Origin of the sequence: Kribbella sp. NBC_00889 (genome assembly GCF_045207705.1) — a bacterium.
Lineage (GTDB): Bacteria > Actinomycetota > Actinomycetes > Propionibacteriales > Kribbellaceae > Kribbella.
In genome coordinates this window covers 8480050-8502180 of record NZ_CP108783.1, presented here as the reverse complement: position 1 = coordinate 8502180, position 22131 = coordinate 8480050, and the positions used below count along the sequence as shown (strand labels likewise).

At 68.2% G+C, this 22131-nt stretch carries 22 protein-coding genes; 12 read left to right on the top strand and 10 right to left on the bottom strand.

Going from position 1 to position 22131, the window contains the following annotated elements:
* Nucleotides 1-2: 2 nt before the first annotated feature.
* Nucleotides 3-932 (bottom strand): GlxA family transcriptional regulator, encoded by a 930-nt coding sequence (locus tag OG817_RS41920; protein ID WP_406050577.1) that lies wholly within the window; start codon nt 930-932, stop codon nt 3-5.
* 7 nt (nt 933-939) lie between these two features.
* Nucleotides 940-1539 carry a cysteine hydrolase family protein gene (locus tag OG817_RS41915; RefSeq protein WP_396392515.1) on the bottom strand — a complete coding sequence of 200 codons (600 nt, stop codon included), beginning with the start codon at nt 1537-1539 and terminating at the stop codon, nt 940-942.
* A 224-nt stretch (nt 1540-1763) separates the two neighbouring features.
* Here OG817_RS41915 and OG817_RS41910 point away from each other — a divergent pair, with 224 nt between their 5' ends.
* From OG817_RS41910 to OG817_RS41885, 6 genes are all read left to right on the top strand, one after another.
* A complete protein-coding gene (locus tag OG817_RS41910) occupies nt 1764-2996 on the top strand; it encodes an aldose epimerase family protein (protein ID WP_406050575.1) in 1233 nt (410 codons plus the stop codon).
* A gap of 167 nt (nt 2997-3163) precedes the next feature.
* Entirely contained in the window at nt 3164-4900 is a 1737-nt protein-coding gene (locus tag OG817_RS41905; protein WP_406050573.1) for a sensor histidine kinase, read from the top strand.
* Nucleotides 4891-5535, top strand: a complete 645-nt coding sequence (locus OG817_RS41900) for a response regulator (RefSeq protein ID WP_396392518.1) — start codon at nt 4891-4893, stop codon at nt 5533-5535. The genes OG817_RS41905 and OG817_RS41900 overlap by 10 nt, the downstream gene beginning before the upstream one ends.
* A gap of 196 nt (nt 5536-5731) precedes the next feature.
* Nucleotides 5732-6535 (top strand): type II CAAX prenyl endopeptidase Rce1 family protein, encoded by an 804-nt coding sequence (locus OG817_RS41895; RefSeq protein WP_406050571.1) that lies wholly within the window; start codon nt 5732-5734, stop codon nt 6533-6535.
* Nucleotides 6532-7239 (top strand): hypothetical protein, encoded by a 708-nt coding sequence (locus tag OG817_RS41890; protein WP_406050570.1) that lies wholly within the window; start codon nt 6532-6534, stop codon nt 7237-7239. Before OG817_RS41895 ends, OG817_RS41890 begins: the two co-directional genes overlap by 4 nt.
* A gap of 41 nt (nt 7240-7280) precedes the next feature.
* Nucleotides 7281-8483, top strand: a complete 1203-nt coding sequence (locus OG817_RS41885; RefSeq protein ID WP_406050569.1) for a cytochrome P450 — start codon at nt 7281-7283, stop codon at nt 8481-8483.
* 32 nt (nt 8484-8515) lie between these two features.
* Here OG817_RS41885 and OG817_RS41880 read toward each other — a convergent pair whose 3' ends face one another.
* Entirely contained in the window at nt 8516-9961 is a 1446-nt protein-coding gene (locus OG817_RS41880) for a hypothetical protein (protein WP_406050567.1), read from the bottom strand.
* A 216-nt stretch (nt 9962-10177) separates the two neighbouring features.
* Here OG817_RS41880 and OG817_RS41875 point away from each other — a divergent pair, with 216 nt between their 5' ends.
* Entirely contained in the window at nt 10178-11098 is a 921-nt protein-coding gene (locus OG817_RS41875) for a phosphotransferase enzyme family protein (RefSeq protein ID WP_406050566.1), read from the top strand.
* Between the two features lie 63 nt (nt 11099-11161).
* Nucleotides 11162-12574: a sensor histidine kinase gene (locus OG817_RS41870; RefSeq protein ID WP_406050564.1), complete on the top strand. Its 1413-nt coding sequence runs from the start codon at nt 11162-11164 to the stop codon at nt 12572-12574.
* A gap of 7 nt (nt 12575-12581) precedes the next feature.
* Here the strand turns inward: OG817_RS41870 and OG817_RS41865 are convergent, their stop codons facing one another.
* On the bottom strand, nt 12582-13148 hold the full coding sequence (locus OG817_RS41865) for a TetR/AcrR family transcriptional regulator (protein WP_406050563.1): 567 nt from the start codon (nt 13146-13148) through the stop codon (nt 12582-12584).
* A gap of 79 nt (nt 13149-13227) precedes the next feature.
* Here OG817_RS41865 and OG817_RS41860 point away from each other — a divergent pair, with 79 nt between their 5' ends.
* The gene (locus OG817_RS41860) at nt 13228-13989 is read left to right on the top strand and encodes an SDR family NAD(P)-dependent oxidoreductase (protein ID WP_406050561.1); all 762 of its coding nucleotides are present in this window, start codon (nt 13228-13230) and stop codon (nt 13987-13989) included.
* A 108-nt stretch (nt 13990-14097) separates the two neighbouring features.
* Here the strand turns inward: OG817_RS41860 and OG817_RS41855 are convergent, their stop codons facing one another.
* Genes OG817_RS41855 through OG817_RS41835 form a run of 5 tightly spaced genes read right to left on the bottom strand, consistent with a single transcriptional unit; the run spans nt 14098 to nt 18602 of the window.
* Nucleotides 14098-14259, bottom strand: a complete 162-nt coding sequence (locus tag OG817_RS41855) for a DUF6807 family protein (RefSeq protein WP_406050560.1) — start codon at nt 14257-14259, stop codon at nt 14098-14100.
* A complete protein-coding gene (locus OG817_RS41850) occupies nt 14256-15392 on the bottom strand; it encodes a Gfo/Idh/MocA family protein (protein WP_406050559.1) in 1137 nt (378 codons plus the stop codon). The genes OG817_RS41855 and OG817_RS41850 overlap by 4 nt, the downstream gene beginning before the upstream one ends.
* Nucleotides 15393-15417: 25 nt before the next feature.
* Nucleotides 15418-16746, bottom strand: a complete 1329-nt coding sequence (locus tag OG817_RS41845; RefSeq protein WP_396392531.1) for an ABC transporter substrate-binding protein — start codon at nt 16744-16746, stop codon at nt 15418-15420.
* A 22-nt stretch (nt 16747-16768) separates the two neighbouring features.
* Nucleotides 16769-17653 (bottom strand): carbohydrate ABC transporter permease, encoded by an 885-nt coding sequence (locus OG817_RS41840; protein ID WP_396392532.1) that lies wholly within the window; start codon nt 17651-17653, stop codon nt 16769-16771.
* Nucleotides 17643-18602 carry a carbohydrate ABC transporter permease gene (locus OG817_RS41835; RefSeq protein WP_406050557.1) on the bottom strand — a complete coding sequence of 320 codons (960 nt, stop codon included), beginning with the start codon at nt 18600-18602 and terminating at the stop codon, nt 17643-17645. Before OG817_RS41835 ends, OG817_RS41840 begins: the two co-directional genes overlap by 11 nt.
* Nucleotides 18603-18815: 213 nt before the next feature.
* Here OG817_RS41835 and OG817_RS41830 point away from each other — a divergent pair, with 213 nt between their 5' ends.
* Nucleotides 18816-20582 (top strand): hypothetical protein, encoded by a 1767-nt coding sequence (locus tag OG817_RS41830; protein WP_406050556.1) that lies wholly within the window; start codon nt 18816-18818, stop codon nt 20580-20582.
* On the opposite strand, the gene OG817_RS41825 is transcribed toward OG817_RS41830, so the two are convergent.
* On the bottom strand, nt 20579-20728 hold the full coding sequence (locus OG817_RS41825) for a hypothetical protein (RefSeq protein ID WP_406050555.1): 150 nt from the start codon (nt 20726-20728) through the stop codon (nt 20579-20581). The genes OG817_RS41830 and OG817_RS41825 overlap by 4 nt on opposite strands.
* Here OG817_RS41825 and OG817_RS41820 point away from each other — a divergent pair.
* Both OG817_RS41820 and OG817_RS41815 read left to right on the top strand, forming a co-directional pair.
* A complete protein-coding gene (locus OG817_RS41820) occupies nt 20727-21092 on the top strand; it encodes a carbohydrate ABC transporter permease (protein WP_406050553.1) in 366 nt (121 codons plus the stop codon). The two genes, OG817_RS41825 and OG817_RS41820, sit on opposite strands and share 2 nt — an antisense overlap.
* A gap of 70 nt (nt 21093-21162) precedes the next feature.
* The gene (locus OG817_RS41815; protein WP_406050552.1) at nt 21163-22002 is read left to right on the top strand and encodes an alpha/beta hydrolase; all 840 of its coding nucleotides are present in this window, start codon (nt 21163-21165) and stop codon (nt 22000-22002) included.
* Nucleotides 22003-22131 lie beyond the last annotated feature (129 nt).

Genomic DNA, 22131 nt, shown 5'->3' with positions numbered 1-22131 from the left:
GTCTACCCCGCGACCGGTTCCGCGGTGCGGGCGCGGAGGCGGCGGAGCATCCGGGCATCCTCGAAGCCGACAGTGCGAGCGGCTGCCTCGACGGTGGCACCGTGGCCGATCAGGTGTTCGGCTCGCTCGAGGCGGAGGAGTTGCTGGTACCGCAGCGGGGTCAGACCCGTGGCATTGGTGAAGATCCGGGTCAGGGTCCGTTCGCTCACGCCGACCTCGTGCGCGAGCTCGGCGAGCAGGAGGCGGTCGGCGTACCGGGCGTCGATGACGTCCTGCACCCGGTGGGCGAGGTCGCTCAGGTGACCGCGGTACCGCAGCATCACGCTGTCCTGCAGTTCGTCGCCGTTGCGCCGCGCGTACACGACCATCTCCCGCGCCACCCGGGCCGCCGCCTCGGCGCCCCGCTCGACCGCGACCAGGTGCAGCGCCAGGTCGATCCCGCTCGCGATCCCCGCGGAGGTGATGACGCGCTCGTCCACGACGTACAGGACGTCCCGCACGATGGTCGCCTTCGGGTACCGCGCGGTCAGCTCCTCGGTCAGATCGTGGTGCGTGGTGTAGCGGTGGCCGTCGAGTAGCCCAGCAGCGCCGAGTGCATCGGCACCCGAACACACGCTGGCCACCGATCCCCCGGCTGCGTGATGACTGCGCAGGCGCTGCCTGGTCTCGGGCCCGATCGGCGGCAGCGGCGACAACCGCGGCGACCGCCAACCCGGTACGACGATCAGGTCGCCCGGACCGAGGTCGGGCCAATCCAGCCGCGCCTTCACCGGCACGCCCTGGGCGGTGGCGATCTCCTCGACCTCCGCCACGTAGCTCAGCTGGTAGCCGTAGCCGAGGTCGTTCGCGGTCGAGAAGACCTGCGCCGGCCCGGCCAGATCCAGCAGGTGCAGCTTCGGCACCAGCAGGAAGACGACCCGAGTACTACTCATGATCTGGTCAGGATGACACGGGTACGCCGGTCAGTTCGTCGAGTGTCCGAATGGTGGCGAACCGGCCCGCCAGCGCGTACTCGGTCCGCTCGGTGACGAGCTCGGGACTGAGCGTGCGCGGATCCGCCAGAATCTCGTCCAGGGTCGCGTCGGCCGGCATCGTCCAGTGCGGCAACGGGGTCGTCGCCGTGGCCTCGGTGACGAACACGACGTCGTAGCCGAGGTCCGAGGCGATCCGGGTGGTGGTCTCGCAGCACTGCTCGGTCCGGATGCCGCCGATCACCAACTCCGTGACGCCGTGCTGGGTCAGGAGTTGCTGCAGATTCGTTGTGGTGAAGGCGTTGTGCGAGGTCTTGGTGATGACCGGCTCGCCGTCGATCGGCTCGAGTCCTTCGATCAGCCGGACGTGGCCGTTGGCCGGATCGAACGCGCCGCCGGTGCCCGGCTCGGTGTGCAGCACCCAGACGACGAGGTCGCCCTGGTCCCGGGCGGCGCGGACCAGGCGGCCGACCCGGTCGGCGATGTCGGGGTGGTTGACGGCCCGCCAGTTCGGCCGGACGCGGAAGGACTCCTGGACGTCGATGACGATCAGTGCGGTTGCGCTCATACCGTCCATGCTCGCGTGCTGCCGGCGTACCGGAGAAGACCCGATCGGGGCCGGGACCGGACCGATCCGGTCAGCGGTCGGCGGACCTTTCGATACCCGTGCAGTCATCGGACGAATTCAAACCGTTACGAACTGTTCCAAACACTGGACACCCGTGCTTATCGTGCCCGGGTCGGCGTGGAAACGCTCTCGCCGACGACCGTCGACTCAGTGAGGGGAATGCGATGCCCGACCACCTGCCCCGCCGCCAGGTCCTGCGTACGGCCGGCGCCCTGGGTCTGGGTGCCGCCGCCGCGGGCGCTCTGAGCAGTACCGCGGAGGCGACCACCCAGGCCGGTTCGGCCGCTGGTACGCCCGATAAGTTGGCCGCCATGGGCGCACACCACGGCAAGCTGGAGATCCGCAAGGACCCGTTCGGCACCACCCCGGAGGGCGTTGCGGTGGACGTCTACACGTTCACCAACGGCCGGGTCACGATCTCGATGCTGACCTGGGGTGCCACCATCCAGCGGGTCGAGACCCCGGACCGGCGCGGCCGGACCAAGAACATCAGCCTGGGCTTCGACAACCTGCCCGACTACGCCGCCCTCAGCCCGTACTTCGGCGCCACCATCGGCCGCTACGGCAACCGGATCGCGAAGGGCCGGTTCACGCTGGACGGGACGACGTACCAGATCCCGGTCAACAACGGCGAGAACGCGTTGCACGGCGGCACCATCGGCTTCGACAAGAAGGTGTGGAAGGCCAAGACCGTCCGCACCGACGACTCGGTCGGCGTCGCGTTCAGCTACGTCAGCCCGGACGGCGAGATGGGCTTCCCGGGTGAGCTCAGCACCACGGTGACCTACACGCTGGACCGGCGCGACAACCTGCGGATCGACTACCACGCGACCGTCGCGGGCAAGCCGACCGTGGTGAACCTGACCAACCACGTGTACTTCAACCTGGCCGGTGAGGGCAGCGGCTCCATCGACGATCATGTGCTCGAGCTGAAAGCACCGTCGTACACCCCGGTCGACGCCGGCCTGATCCCGACCGGCGAGATCGCCCCGGTCGCGGGTACGCCGTTCGACTTCAACAAGCCGACCGCGATCGGCGCCCGGCTGCGGGGCGACCACCCGCAACTCATCGTCGGCCGCGGCTACGACCACAACTTCGTCCTGGGCGGCAAGGCCGATCACGACGGCCTCCGCTTCGCCGCCCGCTTCTGGGAGCCCGAGGACGGCCGCACCGTCACGGTCCACACCGACCAACCGGGCGCGCAGTTCTACAGCGGCAACTTCCTCGACGGCACGTTCCTGGGCATCGGCAACAAGGCCTACCGCCAAGGCGACGCCTTCGCCTTCGAGACCCAGCACTTCCCGGACTCCCCCAACCAGCCGAACTTCCCGTCCACGGTCCTCCGCCCCGGCCAGACCTACGCGACCACCACCATCTACACCTTCGGCACCAAGTAGCACCCGTACCGAAGAACAGGAGGTAGTCGGGCCGGCCGGTCCGCCGCAGGCTCACGCAGCGAGGTGGTCCCGTCACCGACGGGACCACCTCCTGTCCTTAGGTACCTCACGCATTGCCTGCACCGGTGAACGGGCGCAGGCTGGCGTTAGAGGGTGGGTGACGGGTTGTGGCGAGGGGGGCCCTGGCAGAACCGGCCCGCGGCCCCGGGCCGTGGGCCTTGTGGACGACCGTCGTGGCAGGGTTCGGCACGCTGGTCGTCTCGGTCGCCCTCGCGCTCGCCGGCGACGAACTGGTGCGGCCCGGACTGCAGGCGTTGCTGTTCAACTGGATCACCGTCCCGTACCTGATCAGCGGGACCATCGCCTGGTGGCGCCGGCCGGAGAGCCGGCTCGGCCCGCTGATGATCGCGACCGGCTTCGTGATGGCCCTGACCGCCTTGCAGTGGTCGACGGTGCCTGCACTGCTCTCCATCGGTCATCTGCTCGACCTTGTGCCGGCTGCGATGTTCCTGCACGTGTTCCTCGCCTACCCCACCGGACGGGTGGTCGGGCGTCCCCGCCAGCTGGTCGTCGTCTGCGGCTACGTGACCGCGGTGGTCCTGCAGCTCGCGAAGATCGTGCTCGGGATCAATCCGGAGAGCCTCTTCACCGTCACGACCAGGCCGCTCCTGGCCAGCCGGATCGAACAAATCCAGCTGATCACCATGAGCGTTCTGCTCCTGACCGGCACCGTTCTGCTCTTCGTACGACGCCCTGCCGCGGCCGGTACTCGCAGACGTCCGGTGACACTGCTGGTGGACACGTTCGGACTGGCCCTGATCGCGCTCGCGGTCCTGTTCGTCGCAGGTCTGCGCGGCTGGCCGCAGATCGAAACGGTCCGCCACGTCGCCTTCGCCGCACTCGGGCTCGCCCCGGTCGCGTTCCTGCTCGGCCTGCTGGATGCCCGGCTGGCCCGGACCGACGTGGGCGCGCTCCTGATGGAGTTGCGCGCCCACCCGACCGACGATCTGCGCGAACCACTGGCGCGAGCACTGCATGATCCCTCCCTGACGCTTGCGTATTGGTTGCCTCAGTACGGCACGTGGGCGGACCACGAGGGACAGGCCATCACGTTGCGGGGAGCCGAGGAGGGGCGGGCGACGCGGGTCATCAACCGAGACGGCGAACCGATCATCGCGCTGGAGTTCGACCGATCGCTCGAGGACGAGCGGGAGTTGCTGGACGCCGTCGCCGCGGCGGCGGGCATCGCGCTGGAGAACAACCGCCTGCAGGTGGAACTCCGCGCCCGGCTGCAAGAACTGCAGGGTTCACGGGCCCGGGTCATCGACGCCGGCCAGAAAGAGCGGCAGCGACTCGAGCGCAATCTCCACGACGGTGCCCAGCAGCGGTTGGTTGCCCTGTCGCTCGAACTCGGTCTGCTCGCCGGCAGCTCCGGGGGCGAGACCTCGGAACGGCTGCTGCAGGCCAAGCGTGAGGTCACCGTCTCGCTCGACGAGTTGCGAGATGTTGCCCGCGGCATCCATCCTGCCGTGCTCACCGGCCACGGCCTGGCCGTCGCGCTGGAGTCGCTGGCCGCACAGGCCGCCGTACCCGTCGAACTCGAGGTCACGGTCGGCGGACGGCTGACCGAGCGGATCGAGGTCGCCGCGTACTACGTCGTCAGCGAGAGCCTGACCAACATCGCCAAGCACGCCCACGCGACCGTGGCCTCGGTCCACGTCACGCGCTCGGCGGACACGGTCGTGGTCGAGGTCGTCGACGACGGCGTCGGCGGGGCGGACACCGAGCGCGGGACCGGGCTTCGCGGACTCGCCGATCGGGTCGAGGCGGTCGGAGGCCGGCTGCGGATCTGGAGCCCGGCCGGGAACGGGACCCGGCTCGAAGCGGAGTTCCCGTGCGAGTAGCGATCGCCGAGGACAGCGTGCTGCTGCGCGAGGGGGTCACCCGGATCCTGACTGGCGCCGGGCTCGAGGTGGTCGCGGCGTACGACAACGCCGACGACCTGCTGCGGTACGTCCGCAGCTTCCCGCCGCAGGTCGCGATCCTCGACATCCGGTTGCCGCCGACGCACAACGACGAAGGGATGCGCGCCGCTCTGCGGATCCGCGCGCAGCATCCGGGGGTCGGCGTACTCGTGCTGTCGCAGTACCTCGAACTCGGTCTCGCGATGCAACTGCTGTCGGAGTCCGCCGAGGGCGTCGGCTACTTGCTCAAGGACCGGATCAGCGACGTCGAGGACTTCGTCGCCGCGGTACGGCGGGTGGCCACCGGCGGCTCGGCCATCGACCCGAAGATCGTCTCCACCCTGCTGAAGCGCCGCCGTGGTGACGATCCGCTCGCAGTGCTCACGCCGCGCGAGCGCGAGGCGCTGGAGCTGATGGCCACCGGCGCCTCCAACCAGGGCATCGCGGACGCGCTGACGATCACGCTGCGCGCCGCGGAGAAGTACGTGTCCGGCATCTTCACCAAGCTCGGCATCCCGTCCACCCGCAGCGAATCCCGCCGGGTGCTCGCCGTGCTGCTCTACCTGCGCGCCTGACACCAGAAACCCGAACCAGTCCTCCACCGGTCGACCGGTCTCCCGAACGCGCCCAGGAGCGCGAGTCTCGGACGTAGACCGAGTCCCTGGAGGAGCAGTGCACAAGTCCCGCGTGATCCAGAACGACCCCGAGCCTCCACGCCGGCCGAACCAAGACCCAAGTCCGCAGCCGCCCCCGATCCGCAGGAGAACCGTCATGACCTTCATCCGCAATCACCCCGTGCTCAGTTTCTTCGTGCTCGCCTACGTCCTCGCCTGGGGAGCCGTCCCGTTCGGAAGCTTCTTCGCCCCGGGCGCCCTGGTCGCCGCCGTCGTCATCGTGTTCCTCACCGAAGGGCTCGCCGGTCTGCGAGCCCTCGGCGCCCGGGTGATCCGCTGGCGGGTCCGCTGGGTCTGGTACGTCGTCGCGATCGCCGTACCGCTCGCCGTCCACTTCGTCACGATCTCGCTCAACCAGGCGCTGGGCGCACCGGCGCCGGACACCGGGCAATTCACGCCCTGGTACGCCCTGGCGATGGTTGTCGGCATGATCATGGTCGACCCGACCGGTGGCCCGTTCAACGAGGAACCGAGCTTCCGCGGCTACGCGCAGCCGAAGCTGCAGGCCACCCGCACGCCGCTTGCGGCGACCGCGATCCTGGCCGTGGCGATCACCGGCTGGCACGCGCCGCTGTTCTTCATCTCCTCGTTCGGGCTCCAGCCCTTCGAGGCCCTGACCACCATCGCTGTCACGTTCTGGTACGCGTGGCTGTTCAACCACGCAGCCGGCAGCGTGCTCATCACCCTCATCGCCCACGCCACCGAAGGCAGCGTCAACACCAGCGAACTCTGGCCGACCGGCTCCGCCGACTTGACCCGCGAGACCTGGCTGTACGTCGGCGTGTGGTGGGCAGTCGCCATCGGGCTCCTGATCGTGAGCCGCCGCTTCTGGACCAGCCCCGCACCAGCCGCCGCAGTCGACAACCAGCCCCCAACCCATGCCAAGGAGGCAGTCTCATGACCACCACACCGAGCCTTACGCCAACTGTTCAGCGCTCGTGGAGCGGCCGCCGTACTCTGCTGGTTGTCGTCGGCGCCTTCTTCGGCATGGTCAGCCTCATCTTGTTCGCGATCGGCGGCTTCGGTCTGTGGGCGCAGCAGCAACGCGACAACGGCTACTTCACCGCCGGACCGGAGCGCGTCACGACCAACTCCTACGCACTGCTGGCGCCGTCACTCGATGTCGGCGGCACCGGGCCGGACGCCTTGTACGCCGACGACTTCCTCGGCGAGGTCCGCATCGACATCGAGTCGAAGAACGGCACGCCGGTGTTCGTCGGGATCGGTCCGGCTGCCGAGGTTGCGACGTACCTGAACGGCGTCAGCCACGACGAGGTCGCGGACTTCGACGTCGATCCGTTCAAGCTGTCAACCACGGCACACGCCGGGGACAAGCCCCTTGCCGCACCCGCCGACCAGTCGTTCTGGGTCGCTTCCGGCTCCAGAACCCTCGACTGGAAGGCCGTCGGAGGCGACTGGTCCGTCGTCATCATGAACGCCGACGGTTCGCCGAACGTCGACGCCGAGCTCAGCCTGGGCGGCACCCTGCCCGTGGTCGAGGGCATCACCATCGGATCCCTCATCGGCGCGGTCCTGATGCTGCTCATCGCAGCCGCCTTCATCGTCCCGGCGATCGCGACCCGCCCCTCCCCATCGACTCGCTGAGCAGCGGGCAAGGGTTACCTAAGTCGCTTAGGGTCGAAGACATGTCGGAGCCGGTGCTCGAGATTCCGTTCGAGGATGCCTTTCAGTTCGATCCCTCGCCTACGTTCGCCGAGCTGCGGGAGAACCGTCCCGTGGCTCGGGTGCGGACGCTGGCGGGGGCCGAGGTCTGGCTGGTGACGCGGTACGACGACGTACGGATGGTGCTCGCGGACCCACGGTTCTCGCGGGCCGCGGTGGTCAAGCAAGGAGCACCCCGGGTCGCGCTGGCGAAACCGATGCCGAACAGCCTGACCACGACCGACCCGCCCGAGCACACCCGGCTGCGCAGGCTGGTCGTGCCGACGTTCGCGCATCGGAAGATCGAGCAGACCCGGCCGTGGGTCGCGGAGTTGTCGGCTCAGCTCGCGGAAGATGTCGCGGCGGCCGGCGACGGTGCGGACATCCGGCAACTGGTCGCGTTGCCACTGCCGATCCAGGTGATCTGCCAACTGCTCGGCGTACCGTACGCGGACCGCGCGCAGTTCCGTGAGTGGACCGAGCTCGGGTACAGCATGAAGATGGCGGAGAAGGACCTGGTCGAGGACGCGATGACCAACCTCACCGCGTACATCGAGGACCTGGTCACGAAGAAGCTGGCGAACACCGACCAGCCCGCGGAAGACCTGCTGGACGAACTGGTCCGGGCCCGCGAGGACGGCGACCGGCTCAGCCAGGAAGAGCTGATCGCATTCGGTGTGAATCTGCTGGTCGCCGGCCACGAGACTTCCGCGAATCAGATCTCGAGCTGCGTCGCGACCCTGCTGCGCTGGCCGGAGAACTGGGCCAAGCTGGTCGCCGATCCCACGTTGGTCCCGTCCGCGATCGAGGAGCTGCTGCGCTTCAACCGCTTCAGCGAGGTCGGCCAGTTGCGCGTCGCACTCGAGGACGTCGAGCTGCACGGCGTACGGATCAAGGCCGGAGAAGGCGTGATGGCCGCGCTGAACTCGGCCAACCGGGATCCCCGCGCGTACGACGCTCCCGACGAGCTGCGGCTGGACCGGACGGACAACAAGCACCTGTCGTTCGGGTTCGGGCCGCACTTCTGCCTCGGGGCACAGCTGGCCCGGATCGAACTGCAGGAGTCGTTGCTGGCCCTGGTACGACGGTTCCCGCGGATGAGCCTGGCCAAGCCGGCCGAGGACCTCGAGTGGCGCCGCGTCCTGGTCAGTGGCCTCGCGGAACTACCGGTCAACCTCGGGAACTGAACCCGCGCCGGGGTGCGGCCGGCGCGGGATCGTCAGTTCTGTGAGGTGAACACGAGGCCGTGCTCGGCCTCGTACTGCTCGATGAAGCGTGCGGCCATCGGCTCGCTGGACGCGATCGCGTCGGCGAGCTTCTTCGCCGTACGCTCGTGTCCCTCCGGCCAGTCGGACAGCAGCGCCCACGCCCGCATCCGCTTCTTCTCCAGTGCGGTCGGTTCGGCGGCCGGCTCCTCGATCTTCATCGACTCCATCGCCGGCTTAGCCACCACCGATTCGTCCACGACCGACTTCCGCACAGGAGGTTCGGCGGGCGCCGTCGTGATCAGCGCCGGCGGCTGGGTGTCCGTCGCGTCCGCGAACGGCGACGGCGGCTGCGGCTTCTGCACCACCGGCTCGGCCTTCGGCTGCGGCGCCAGCGGCTTGAGCTTGCCATGCACCGACGCCGTCACCGACCCGTTCACCGCACCGTTGGACGCGCCGTTCTGGACGACGTGCTCCGGTTCGCTCTCGTCCTCGACGACGACCGCCTCGGCGACCGACTCGTCGTTGGGGACCTGGTAGTCGACAGCCATCAGCTCGCCGGTCCAGGCGTCCTCGTCGCGCAGCGACACCCCGGTGCCCTCGGCCCGACGCGGCTGCCCACCCTCGAGCACCCAGACCGCGGCCGGTACGGCGGGACGCTCCTCGGGCTCCGGCGGCGGCGAGATCGCCTTGGTCAGCTTGCTGGTGATGACCTCGTAGTTGATCCGCTCCTCGAGCATCCCGGCCAGCCGGTCCGGGTCGTACGTCGTCTCGGCGATCTTCGCCAGCCGCTCGTCCTGGTGCTCGGAACGGATGTACTCGGCAACGGTCCCGGCGATGGCGTCGCGCCGGGACTTGTTCCGGATCTGGTGATGGGCGGCGCGCAGGCTCTCGTACAGGCTGTACCCGTGCTCGATCGCCAGCGACCGCGCCAGCCAGGTCACGCGCGGCTCGCGCATCCACTGGACCACGCCGTACACCGGGCCGGTCTCGCGCATCTGCCCCGCCCGGCGCAGCGCGTCGCGGCGGCGGGCCGAGCTGTGGATCAGCCAGAGCACGTAGGCGAACGCGGACAGGCCGCCGAAGCCGAAGGCGAGGAACCGCTCCTCCGGGCGCCAGTGACCGACGACGTTGAAGACGACCGCGACCAGCGCCGCGAAGAACGACATCGCGCGGTAGGCGTAGGCCTGCTCACCCTTGCGCCGGCGCAGGTCGGCCAGCGCGGCGGTGGCGACACCACCGAGCTCGAGCACGGCCACCGCGGGCGTCACGACGGCGATCTTGAGGAACTGCGAGAAGCCTTCCTCGGGCCAGGGGATATGGGTCACGCCGGCCCAGACCTGGCCGACTAGTGCGGCCGCGGCCGCAGTGGCGTAGAAGGCATAGGCGACCTTGTCCGCACCGGTAAGGGGCACGTTCGCCAGTTCGCCAGTACTGGGATTGCTGGTGTTCTCCTGCAAGACGTGGTCTCCTGACCGGTTTGGGCTCTCCGGCAGTTCGTCGGGATGGATGCGGCGGCTCGGTAGGCCTCCCCCAAGGACCGCTGAACGAGGCTACCGGTTTCCGGCCCCAGAAGGGGAGGCGAATCCGGAAACATTGCGAACCTCCCCACTCCGTCCGGACTTCACACCTCGAATTCACAGGATTTACGGAGCCCAGTCTCCTAGGGTCGGGCCATGGTCCGGACCCTGCGATCGTTGCCTGACCCACGCGCTCTGAGCGCTTACCTCGGCGAGCTCTACGGCCTCCGCTTCACCGGCTGCGAGCTGCTGCGGTCACTGGTCAACGACGTCTACGTGCTGACCACCGGAGACGTCCGGTACGTCCTCAAGCTCTATCGATACGACGGACGCCACCCGGACGAAATCCGTTGGGAGGCAGGGCTTTCGGAACATCTGCGGTCCACCGGACTGCTCGTTCCAGCAATTCGTCCGTTGCCTTCCGGTGACCTTCTCGGCGTCCTCGACGCACCTGAGGGACCACGGCCGTTCACCCTGTCCGAGTTCGTCGACGGCACCACCCCACGACCGCCGTTCGACGACGATCTGTACGCTGCCTTCGGCGCGCAACTCGCCGCGTTCCACGATGCCGCCGACAACTACTCGTCGCCGTACCGGCGTCGTCCGGCGGATGTCGCCCATCGGCTCGACGAACCGCTCGAACAGATCCTTGCGATCGACCGCGCGGAGGAAAACCTGCTCCGCGAACTCGCGGCCGCAGTACGGAACAACGTCGCGCAGTACTCCGACCATGGTGTCTGCCATGGCGACGTGACTCTCGACAACGTTCTACTGACGCCGCAGGGACTGCTTTTGCTCGACTTCGACCTCGCCGCGATCGGTCCCCGGGCCGCGGACTTCACCGGCGTCGCGTCGACGCCGTACTGGTCATCGTTCAAGTCGGGGTACTGGAAGCGGCGGCCGATCGCGGCGTCCGACGAAGCCGCCATCCCGTACCTGCGGGTCGTCGGCCGGATCTTCAACCTGCGTTTCCACCTGGTCGACAAGCCGACGTTCCGCGGCACCGAGTCGCGGACCGAGGGGTGGGCTGCTGGTGAGCTCGAGGCACTGCGACAGGACGCGGCCGAGATCCTCTGACTCACAGCAATTCCCCAGCCGGCGCGGAGGTTCCTCCAGGGCTGGTTGCTCATGCTGGGGTGCATGACGCGGTTCGTGCCTGCCTCGCTGACCGCACGGGTCGCGGCCGCGGTCGTGCTGCTGGTCGCGGTCGTGAGTGTGCTGATCAGTGTGCTGACGACCGCCGCCATCAGCTCGTACCTGACCAAGCAACTCGACACCAAGGTGATGGCGACGCATGGGCGGGCGCTCGGCGTGCTGACCAACGGCGGCGGGAACAAGCCGCCGCCGGACGTTCCGCACGGGCAGGACGCCGGCACTGTGACCGTCTACCGCAGTGCGTCGGATGCCATCGGCAACGTGATCACAACCGCAGGCGAGGTCACCACCCTGTCCGACCAAGACCTCGCTGTCCTGGAGGCCGTACCCGCCGGTGGCACGAATGCGACCGTGACCGTTCCCGGTCTGGGGCAGTACCGGGTGCACGCTTCCCGGATCGGCGACGTCACGGTCATCACCGGGTTGCCGACCAAGGACATCGATGACACGGTCAACAGTCTGATCGGGTGGGAGGTGCTGTTCGGCGGCGTCGGCGTGCTGGCCGCGGGCGGTGCCGCGGTGTTCGTCGTACGACGGCAACTGCGGCCGCTGCGGCGAGTCGCGCAGACGGCTCGTGAGGTGGCGGGGTTGCCGCTGGACACCGGTGAGATCGGGGTGACGGCGCGGGTGCCGTCACGGCTGACGGACGAACGGACCGAGGTCGGTCAGGTCGCGGTCGCCTTGAACACGTTGCTGGGGCACATGGAGCGGTCGCTGGATGCGCGGCATCGGAGTGAGGTTCAGGTGCGGCAGTTCGTTGCCGATGCCTCCCATGAGCTGCGGACGCCTCTGACCACGATTCACGGGTATGCGCAGTTGAGTCTGCAGCGGCGTGATCCCGAGTTGTACGCGCAGGCGATGGGCAAGGTGATGGTCGAGGCGACCCGGATGGCGGCGCTCGTGGAGGACCTCCTGTTGCTGGCTCGTCTCGATGCGGGCCGTCCGCTCGACCGTCGTCCGGTGGACCTCAGCCGGCTGGCGCACGACTCGATCGCCGACGCGCGGATCGTGGCGCCCGAGCACGTGTGGCGGTTGAGCCTGCCGTCGGATCCCGTTGTCGTCATCGGCGACGAGCAACGCCTGCACCAGGTCGTCACCAACCTCCTCGGCAACGCCCGCCGTCACACTCCTCCGGGTACGACGGTCACGGTCGTCCTGACCTCGTCCACCGACTCCGCCGTCCTCACCATCCACGACGACGGACCCGGCATCCCCACCGACCTGCAACCCACCGTCTTCCAGCGCTTCACCCGAGCCGACACCTCCCGCACCCGAACCTCCGGCGGCGCCGGCCTAGGCCTGTCCCTCGCCCACTCGATCACCCAAGCCCACCAAGGCACCCTCACCCTCACCTCTCAGCCGGAGAGCACGACCTTCACTCTCGCACTGCCCCGCTGACGCTCGTCTACTTCAGGAGGCTCTCCACCAGCGGGCGCGCCTGGGCTGCCGGCCCGACGCTGCCGAGCGCCTGGACCGAGGCGTAGGCGCCCTCGAAGATCAGCGTGAGATGCGCGGCCAGCTGGTCCGGGTCATCGGCCTCCAGGTCGTTGGCCAAGGCAACGAACTGGTCGCGGACCCACTCCTTCAACTGGATCGCCCGCTGGTGTCCGGCCAGCTTCTCGTCCGGGAACTCGGTCAGCACCATCAGGAACGGGCAGCCCCGGCAGATGTCGGGCTGGAGCATCGCGTTCTGCTCGGAGAAGAGCGCCAGCACCCGGTCGCGCGGATCGTCGCCACCGCGTTCGAGCGACGTACGGAACCACTCGCGGTACGCCTCGTAGGCACGGTCGACGTACGCCGCGACCAGATCGTCCTTGGACGCGAACAGGCGGTACAGCGTGGTCGGAGCGATGCCGGCCTCGGCCGCGATCCGGTCCACGCCGATCGCCCGGATCCCCTGCCAGTAGAACAGCTCGTGCGCGATCTCCAGCACGTGTGCACGGGTCTCGTCCGAGCTTCTGCGGGTCCTCATGAGAAACAGGGTAGCAATGTCAGGGATCGTTCCCTTACATTGATGTTAGGGATCGTTCCGTTTCGAGAGGGGCCACGATATGAGCTTGCAGGGAAAGACGGCGTTGGTGACCGGTGGATCACGCGGGATCGGGCGGGCCGCGGCCGAGCGGCTGGCCGCGGACGGTGCGCGCGTCGGGGTGCATTACGGCACGAACGAGGCGGCGGCCAAGGAGACCGTGGAGGCGATCACCGCTGCCGGCGGAGACGCGTTCGCGGTCGGCGCGGAGTTCGGCACCGACGGCGACGTCGACACGTTGTACGACGGCCTGGTCGCCGGACTCGACGGCGCCGGTCTCGACATCCTGGTCAACAACGCCGCCGTCATCGACTACGCCGACAGCATCGACGGCATCACGCCCGAAGCGTTCGACCGGCTGATCGCGGTGAACGTCAAGGCGCCGCTCTTCGTCACCCAGCGGTTCCTGCCCCTGATGCCCGACGGCGGCCGCATCGTCAACGTGTCGTCGGGTGTCACCTGGTTCGCCCAGCCCGAGATCGGCTACGGCATGACCAAGGGAGCACTGAACGTCTTCACCCGCTCGCTCGCCCGGACCCTCGGCCCGCGCCAGATCACCGTGAACACGGTGTCTCCCGGCATCACCGAGACCGACATGAACGGCTGGCTGCAGGACCCGAACTCCGCCGCACTGGTGGCCGGCATGGTCGCCCTCGGGCGGCACGGTCAGTCCGCCGACCTCGCCGACGTGATCGCGTTCTTCGCGTCCGCCGACGCGCGCTGGGTCACCGGCCAGGTCCTCGAAGCCAACGGCGGGCTCTGGCTCGGCCCGAACGAGCGCTGACACCCGCTTCACCGGACCGCCAGGCCATCGCGATCACCAGCCAACTGCGGCGTCAGGCGGAGGAGACCTGCGCCGGCGGCGATTGTGATGGCCTGGCGGTTCTCGACCTCACCCGGCGCCTTCGACCGTCCGGATCGGGTGGAAGTAGGGCCGCGGCGACTCCAGTTGCCGATCCGTGGCCCGGTAGACATAGGTGAACAGCTCGCCGTCGCCCGCGGTGACCTGGATCGAGTGGCCGACGGCGTGGTTGCAGCCGAGGTTCTGCGTCATCGAATCTCCTGTTCCCGTGGATTCGTCCATGGCGCGCCGAGTTCGCTGAACACGGCGAGTTCGTCGGCGGCCCGATCCACCCACTTCTCCACGTCGAGCACGATCGGCCGCCGCTCGAGTCCCTCCCCCTCCCACCGGACCAGCCCGGCCGGGATCTCGACCGGCTCGTCCGCCACCCGTACCGCTTCGACCACGCGGGTGAATCCCCCGGTCGCGGCCAGCGGGACATACAGCGGTACGCCGGGATCCGCACGATGGTCGAGCAGGTTCTCCAGCAGCCCGGCCCGGCCGTACGTCGTCTCGGTCGTGCCACTGGCGTCGGTGATCTCGAGCGTGTCCGTCGTGTACCGCAGTTCGGCGCGACCAGCGGACCCGTGCACGATCACGCGCGGCTCGAGATGTTCCGACGCGCACAGCGTCACCGCGATCAGGATCGTCGTACCGCGACCCGTCACGATCCGCACCGTGGACGTGTCGTCGGACTCGATCGGGTTCGCGTGGAACAACTCCGTCTCGACGGACCGTACGTCGTCCACCCCGGTCGACCCGTCGAGCAACAACGCAGCCGCGGCCGCATGGGCCAGCGGGTTCGTCACCGCGCCGTCGACCACCGCAACACCGTCGAGCGTACGTCGACCGGCCCACCGCGCCCGCTGGAAGTACTGCGCCTTCCGCACCCACTTGCCAACGGCGCTGATCCCGCGGATCTCCCCAAGCCGCCCGTCGGCCACCATCGACGCCAACGTCAACGTGGCCTCAGATGCCTGAGCCTGAAAGCCGACCTGACAGTCCCGGCCCGTCTCAGCGACGACCGCGGACAACTTCTCGAACTCCGCCAGCGACGCCGTCGGAGGTTTCTCCAGCAGTACGTCGGCCCCGGCCCGCAACGCCGCCTCGGCCAGCGCAACGTGCGTCTGGATCGGCGTACTGATGATCACCACGTCGACCGCCGTCGACGCGAGCACGTCGTCCAGCCCACCGAAGACCTCAACCCCTGCGGGCAGGTCCTCGGCCGGCCGAGGGTCGGCGACAGCGACGAGCTGCGCCTTCCCCTCAGCGGCCAGTCGGATGACGTTGCGGACGTGGGACGCCCCGTGGCCGTGGACACCTGCCACGGCCACGCGAGGCGTCATGGCCAATCAGTTGCCGTCAGCAACACTATTTGAGCTCCCCGTTGACCTCGTCGATGAACGCAGTCGCGGCCTTGTCGGGCGTGAGCCGGCCGAACAGTACCTCGGTGGTGTAGCGCTGGGTGATCTTCTCCACCTGACCACCACCGACCGGCGGCGCCGGCGACGGGTCGCCGAGCTCCTTGCCGATGTCCTGGATGAACTTCGACGAGGCCGCGTCGGCCGGCTGCAGCTTCGGGTCGACCGCCGCGCGGATCTCGGTGTTCGGCGGCACGCCGCGCTCGGCGAGCAGGATGTTGCCGGCTGCGGTGCTGTTGGCCAGGAAGTTGACGAACTCGGTCGCCTCCTTCTGGTGCTTCGACCGCGACGAGATCGACCAGAACATCGAGCCCTTGTAGTACGAGCCGTTGTCGGCCGCCGTGCCGTCGGTGCTCGGGATGCGCAGCAGCTTGAGCTCGGTCCCGGCCGCCTTGCTGAACGCGACCAGCTGGTTGCTCCAGATGAAGCTCATGCCCAGCTTGCCGGTCGCCATCGCGGACTGGTCCAGCGGCGCGTTCATGTCCTGCGAGATGGACTCGGCCGACGGGATCGCCTTCGCGTCGCGCATCTTCAGCAGGTTCTTGTAGAAGTCGGTCACCTGACCGGCCGAGATGCCGAGCTTGCCGTCCTGGGTCCACAGCGACTCGCCGTGCTGGCGGGCCCACAGGTTCAGCGCGGCCTCGTTGGTACCGGGTGCACCGGTCCCGGACACCTTGCCGCCGGACTTGGCGGTGATCTCCGCGGCGATCCGGGTGTAGTCGTCCCAGGTCCACTTGGTGTCGTCGGGCAGGGCGACCCCGGCGGCCTTGAACACGGCCGGGTTGGCGACCACGGCGAACGAGTTGATCCCGGCGTTCAGCCCGTAGAGACCACCGTCGAACTCGCCGGCGCCGAGGGTGTCCTTCTCGAACTTGCCGGTGTCCAGGCCGTCGGCCTTCTTCAGGTCCTGCAGCGCGCCGCGGTCGGCGTACTCACGCAGGTACTTCTCGTCCATCTGGATGATGTCCGGCGCGTCGTTGGCCGCGACGGTGGTGGCGAGCTTGTCCCAGTACCCGGACCATTCGCCGAACTCACCCTTGATCTTGATGTTCGGGTGGTCCTTCTGGAAGGCCTCGATGGCCTGCTGGGTCATCTTCTGCCGGGTGTCGCCGCCCCACCAGGTGAAGCGGAGTGTGACCTCGCCGTTGGCGGAGTCGCCACCGCCGCCACCGCCGGAGTCACCACCGCACGCGCTGGCGGCCAGCAGGGTGGAAGCGATCGCGACGGCGGCCAGGGCCCGCAGGCGCCGGCCCGCGGTGGGTGGGATGAGCGGCCTCATGATGTGTGCACCTTTCAGGGGGTTACTTGATGCCGGTGGTGGCGATGCCCTTGATCAGGAACCGCTGGCCGAGCAGGAATGCGAGGAAGACGGGAACGAGGGAGACGACCGACATCGCGAACATCGACCCCCAGTTCGTACTCGAGGTCGCGTCGACGAACGACCGCAGCGCGACCGGCACGGTGTACATCTTCGGATCGGTCAGGTAGATCAGCTGGCTGAAGAAGTCGTTCCAGGTCCAGATGAAGGTGAAGATCGCGGTGGTGGCCAGGGCCGGCGTCATCAGCGGCAGGATCACCCGCAGGAAGATCCCGGCCCGGCCGCAGCCGTCGATCCGGGCCGCCTCGTCCAGCTCACGCGGGATGCCGCGGATGAACTGCACCATCAAGAAGACGAAGAACGCGTCGGTGGCCAGCAGCTTCGGCACCACCAGCGGCAGGAACGTGTTGATCCAGCCGGCCTGCGAGAACAAGATGTACTGCGGCACGATCACCACGTGGATCGGCAGCATGATGCTGACCAGCATGATCGCGAACCAGAACTTCTTGCCGTTGAAGTCGAGCCGGGCGAACGCGTACGCCGCCATCGAGCAGGACACCAGGTTGCCGATGATCGCGCCGAGCACCACCGCCGCCGAGTTCAGCAGGTAGCGGGTGAACGGTTCGGCCAGCGCGTTCCAGCCGAGCCGGTAGTTGTCGATGTGCAGGTCCCTCACCAGGATCCCGGGCTCGCGGAAGATCTCGTTGCCCGGCCGCAGTGAGCTGACCACCATCCAGATCAACGGGTAGAGCATCACCAGGGCGGCCGCGGCCAGCGCGACGTGGATCAGCACCGGGCGGACCCGGGCCCAGCTCACACCGGTGGTCCGCCGCGCGGCGAGGCTGCTGCGGATCGTCTCAGTCGTCATAGAACACCCAGTACTTCGAGGCGAAGAAGTTCGCCGCGGTGAAGACTCCGATGATCACGAGCAGGAACCACGCCATCGCGGACGCATAGCCCATGTCGAAATTGCCGAAGCCCCGGTCGTAGAGGTAGAGCGTGAAGAACATGGTCGAGTCCGACGGCCCGCCGCTGCCCCCGGAGACCACGAAGGCCTGGGTGAACGACTGGAACGCGTGGATGATCTGCAGCACCAGGTTGAAGAAGATGATCGGGGTGAGCAGCGGCAGCGTGATGCTGAAGAACCGGCGCAGTACGCCGGCGCCGTCGACCGAGGCCGCCTCGTAGTACATCGTCGGGATCTGCCGCAGGCCGGCCAGGAAGATCACCATCGGCGACCCGAACGTCCACACGTTCAGCACCACCAGCGTGCCGAGCGCCGTACTCGGGTCGGAGATCCAGCCCTTGCCGTCGACGCCGACCAGGGCGAGCAACTGGTTGAACAGGCCCTCGGTGCCGAACACCTGCCGCCACAAGACGGCGATCGCGACGCTCGAGCCGAGCAGCGACGGCAGGTAGAAGACCGAACGGTAGAACGCCATCCCGCGGACGCCGCGGTCGAGTACGACGGCGAGCAGCAAGGCGATCGCCAGTTGCAGCGGGACCGAGACGAACACGTAGGTGAAGGTCACCCGCAGCGAGTTGTGCAGCCGCTCGTCGGACAGCATCCGGGTGAAGTTCTCCAGCCCGATCCACTTCGGCGCCTGGATCAGGTTGTAGTCCGTGAACGACAGGTAGAGCGAGGCCAGCATCGGCCCGATGGTGATCAGGAACAGGCCGAGCAGCCACGGCGTCAGGAACAGGTACGCGGACAGGTTGTCCTTCTTCTTCACGTTCCCGGTCCAACGGTTCCGGTTCGGCTGCTGCCCGGCCACTTTCTTCCGCCGGAGGCTGCCGAGCTCACCCAGCGCACTCATACTTTCTTCCCTCCGGAAAGCTCCAGGCGGTTGCCGGAAAGCGTTTGCCTTGGCCGGTCAAGCTAGTACGAGAAACCGGTTTACGCAAGACCTCGGTGAGGGCCGGACTGACCGGATGCGGTCAGCTGCGAGCTCTTGACAGGACATACTCCCGAGGCAACAGTTCTGCGCAACGGGAAACCGCTTTCCTGTATTCTCCGTGGAGGCCGCCCGATGCAGCGCCGTACCTTTCTCGCCGGTTCGCTGACCACTCTTACGGTCGGTGCACTGCACTCGACCACCCAGCACCCCACCGCCGCGGCGAACGCCGCAGGAGCCACCGTGGACGACGACTTCCTGACCGTTCTCACCAACGCCAACCAGAAGCAGATCCCGCTGGTGCTCGGCAACTACCAGAACGCCTCCGACAGCATCCGGACCGTGGCCCGCAAGGCGCGGCGCCTCATCTCCGGATACGTCTGGGGCCGGTCGTCGTACCACCATGACGCCTCGCTGCTGGCGCCACTGCAGTGGCTGGTCGAGCAGTTGGCCGCGCGGCAGCACGACGACGGCCTGTACGACGTCGGCAACCTGCACTCACCGCCGGACAGCGCGTTCGCGATCCAGGACGTCTGCATGCTCTACGCCCTGCTCGACGCCGACGACCAGCCGGCCACGCTGCCGCACCGCACGATCCTCGAGCAGGTACTGCGGAAGGCCGGCCCGGCCCTGGCGAGCGGTGGGGTGCACACGCCCAACCACCGCTGGGAAGTCTCCGCAGCACTGGCGCGGACCCACCACCTGTTCCCGGATCGCCGGTACGCCGCCCGGATCGACGACTGGCTGGACGAGGGCATCGACGCGACCCCGGAAGGCTTCTACAGCGAGCGGAGTTCGACGTACGCCGCCGAGGTGACGAACCCTTGTCTGCTGACGATCGCCTGGCTGCGGGACAAGTCTGAACTGCTCGGGTACGTCCGGCGCAACCTGGATTCGACGCTGTACCTGCTGGAGCCGAACGGGGAGGTCGACACGACCGCGTCGCGCCGGCAGGACCAGAAGGGGATCCGCGAGGTCTGGTGGTACCTGACGCAGTACCGCGAGCTCGCGCTGCACGACCGGGACGGACGGTTCGCGACCGTTGCCAAGAGCATCGAGCAGCGCGGGACCGGTGAGCTCGGCGACTTCCTCGCCGAGGTGCTCGAGCGGCCGGAGCTGGCCGCGGCCCTGCCTGGCGCCGAGCCCGTACCGATCGACTTCGCCCAGCACTTCCCGACCCAGGGGTCGGCCCGGATCCGGCGCGGCGATCGGACCGCGACCGTGTTCGGCGGGACCGACTTCCACGACCTCCCGGTGATCTCGTCCGGGCTGTCCACCAACCCGACCTTCTTCAAGCTCCGCCAAGGTGCCGCGATCCTCGACTCGGTCCGGTTGTCGCCACAGTTCTTCAGTACCGGCCATTTCCGCAGCGACGGACTGCGTCGTACGGGCGATCGCAGCTTCGAGCTCGCGGACGAGGTGAAGGTGCCGTACCACCTGCCGTTGCCCAAGCGGTACCGGCGCAGGGACGGGCTGTACGCGCTGACGCCGGACGGCCGGTTCTACGCGTCGATGGACTTCCCGCACCGGCCGAAGCAGTTCCGCACGCTGCGGACCGAGGTCACCGTCGTCGAGGTCGGCAACGGCTTCGACCTGACCTTCGATCTCGACGGCGACGAGACGTCGTACGCGATCGAGCTCTGTTTCCGGCCCGGCGGCACGCTGGCCGGCGTCGAGGCCTTGGATGCCCCAGGCAACTACCAGCTGGTGAGCGGCACCGGCAGCTACACCGTCGGCTCCGACCGGATCGAGTTCGGCCCTGGCTCGGGCGCCGCCCGGGTCGGCATGGACCCGGGCGAGCGCTACACCTACCTCGGCGGCAACCTGACCCCGGACGGCCTCCGCGTGTACCTCACCGGCCGCATCCCGACCCGTCAGGTGCTCAGACTACGGACCGCCTAGGGATTGAAGTACGGATCGGACGCGAACCCGACCAGCGAGCTCAACGCCGGGTTCGCGGCCGGTGTGTCGACCCGCCAGTGGTTGTCGGTGTCGTCGCCGTCGGTGTGGAAGTAGAGGAACGCCTTGAGCTGCGGGACGTTCATCATGCGGCAGTTCTTCATCACGCTCTCCGCTGAGCCCGAGGAAGCCGGTCGCGTGGACGGTCTCGGCCGCTTCGGCCTGTTCTGGCGGGTCTGCCTCCCGCTGGCCCGGCCGGCGATCGGCGCGGTCGCCATCTTCACCTTCCTGCACAGCTGGAACCTCTACCCGGAGCCGATCGTCTTCCTGTCCAGCAAGTCCAAGTTCACCATCCCGCACGCGCTGACCCAGTACGTCGACGCGTACGGCGGCCCGATGTGGAACACCCAACTCGCCGCCGCCACCCTGTCGGCGCTGCCGGTGCTGATCATCTTCGTGCTGGCGCAACGCCAGTTCGTCGAGGGCCTGGCCCAGACCGGCCTGAAGGGCTGATCGCCTGCGGCCCGTCCGCTTCTCCGCGCGTGAGGAGTGTGGTCTACTGCGCGAAAGGGGGTGCGGGCGGATGGCCACAGCACGAGAGTTGGGCGAGGTCGAGATCGCGAACACCTCGGGGCGGCCGGTGGTGATGTTCGTGCATGGGCTGTGGTTGCTGGCCGGGAGCTGGCTGCGGTGGCGGGAGAAGTTCGAAGCGGCCGGGTACGCGACCGTCGCGCCAGGCTGGCCGGATGATCCGGAGAGCGTCGGCGAAGGGCGGGCCAATCCGGCGAGCTTCGCGGGGAAATCGGTCGGGGCGGTCACGGAGTACTACGCGGACATGATCTCGCGGCTGGAGCGGCAGCCGGCGATCGTCGGACACTCGTTCGGCGGGCTGATCACGCAGAAGCTGGCCGGGATGGGCCTCGCGACTGTCTCGGTCCCGATCGACCCGGCGCCAGGGCGAGGCATCCTGCCGTTGCCGCTGTCCGCGCTGCGGGCGTCGTTCCCGGCCCTGCGGAATCCCGCGAACCGGAAGAAGGCCGTGATGCTGACCTACGGCCAGTTCCGGTACGCCTTCGTCAACGCCGTACCGGAGGACGAGGCCCGGAAGCTGTACGACGAGTTCCCGGTGCCGGGGCCAGGGCTGCCGCTGTTCCAGGCAGCGGGCGCCAACTTCAACCCGGACAGCGAGACGGCGGTCGACCGAGCCAACCCGAACCGCGGCCCGATGAAGTTCCTCTCCGGCGAGCACGACCACACCGTCCCCTGGGCCATCACCAACGCGTCGTACCGCAAACAGCTCGTCAACCCGTCCATCACCGAGATCGAAGAAATCCCCACCCGGGGCCACTCCCTGGTCATCGACTCCGGCTGGGAACAGGTCGCCGACACCGCGCTCGCCTTCATCCAGAAACACCACACCTAATTCGTTGCTCGAAGCAACGTCTCGGGATCGGTTGTCCACAGGACGCTTGGCTGTGAATAACCTCGTGTCTTGAGATCCCTTGAGAACAAGGGGTTTTCGGAGTGGGAAACTGTCGGAGGGCCTGTCTAG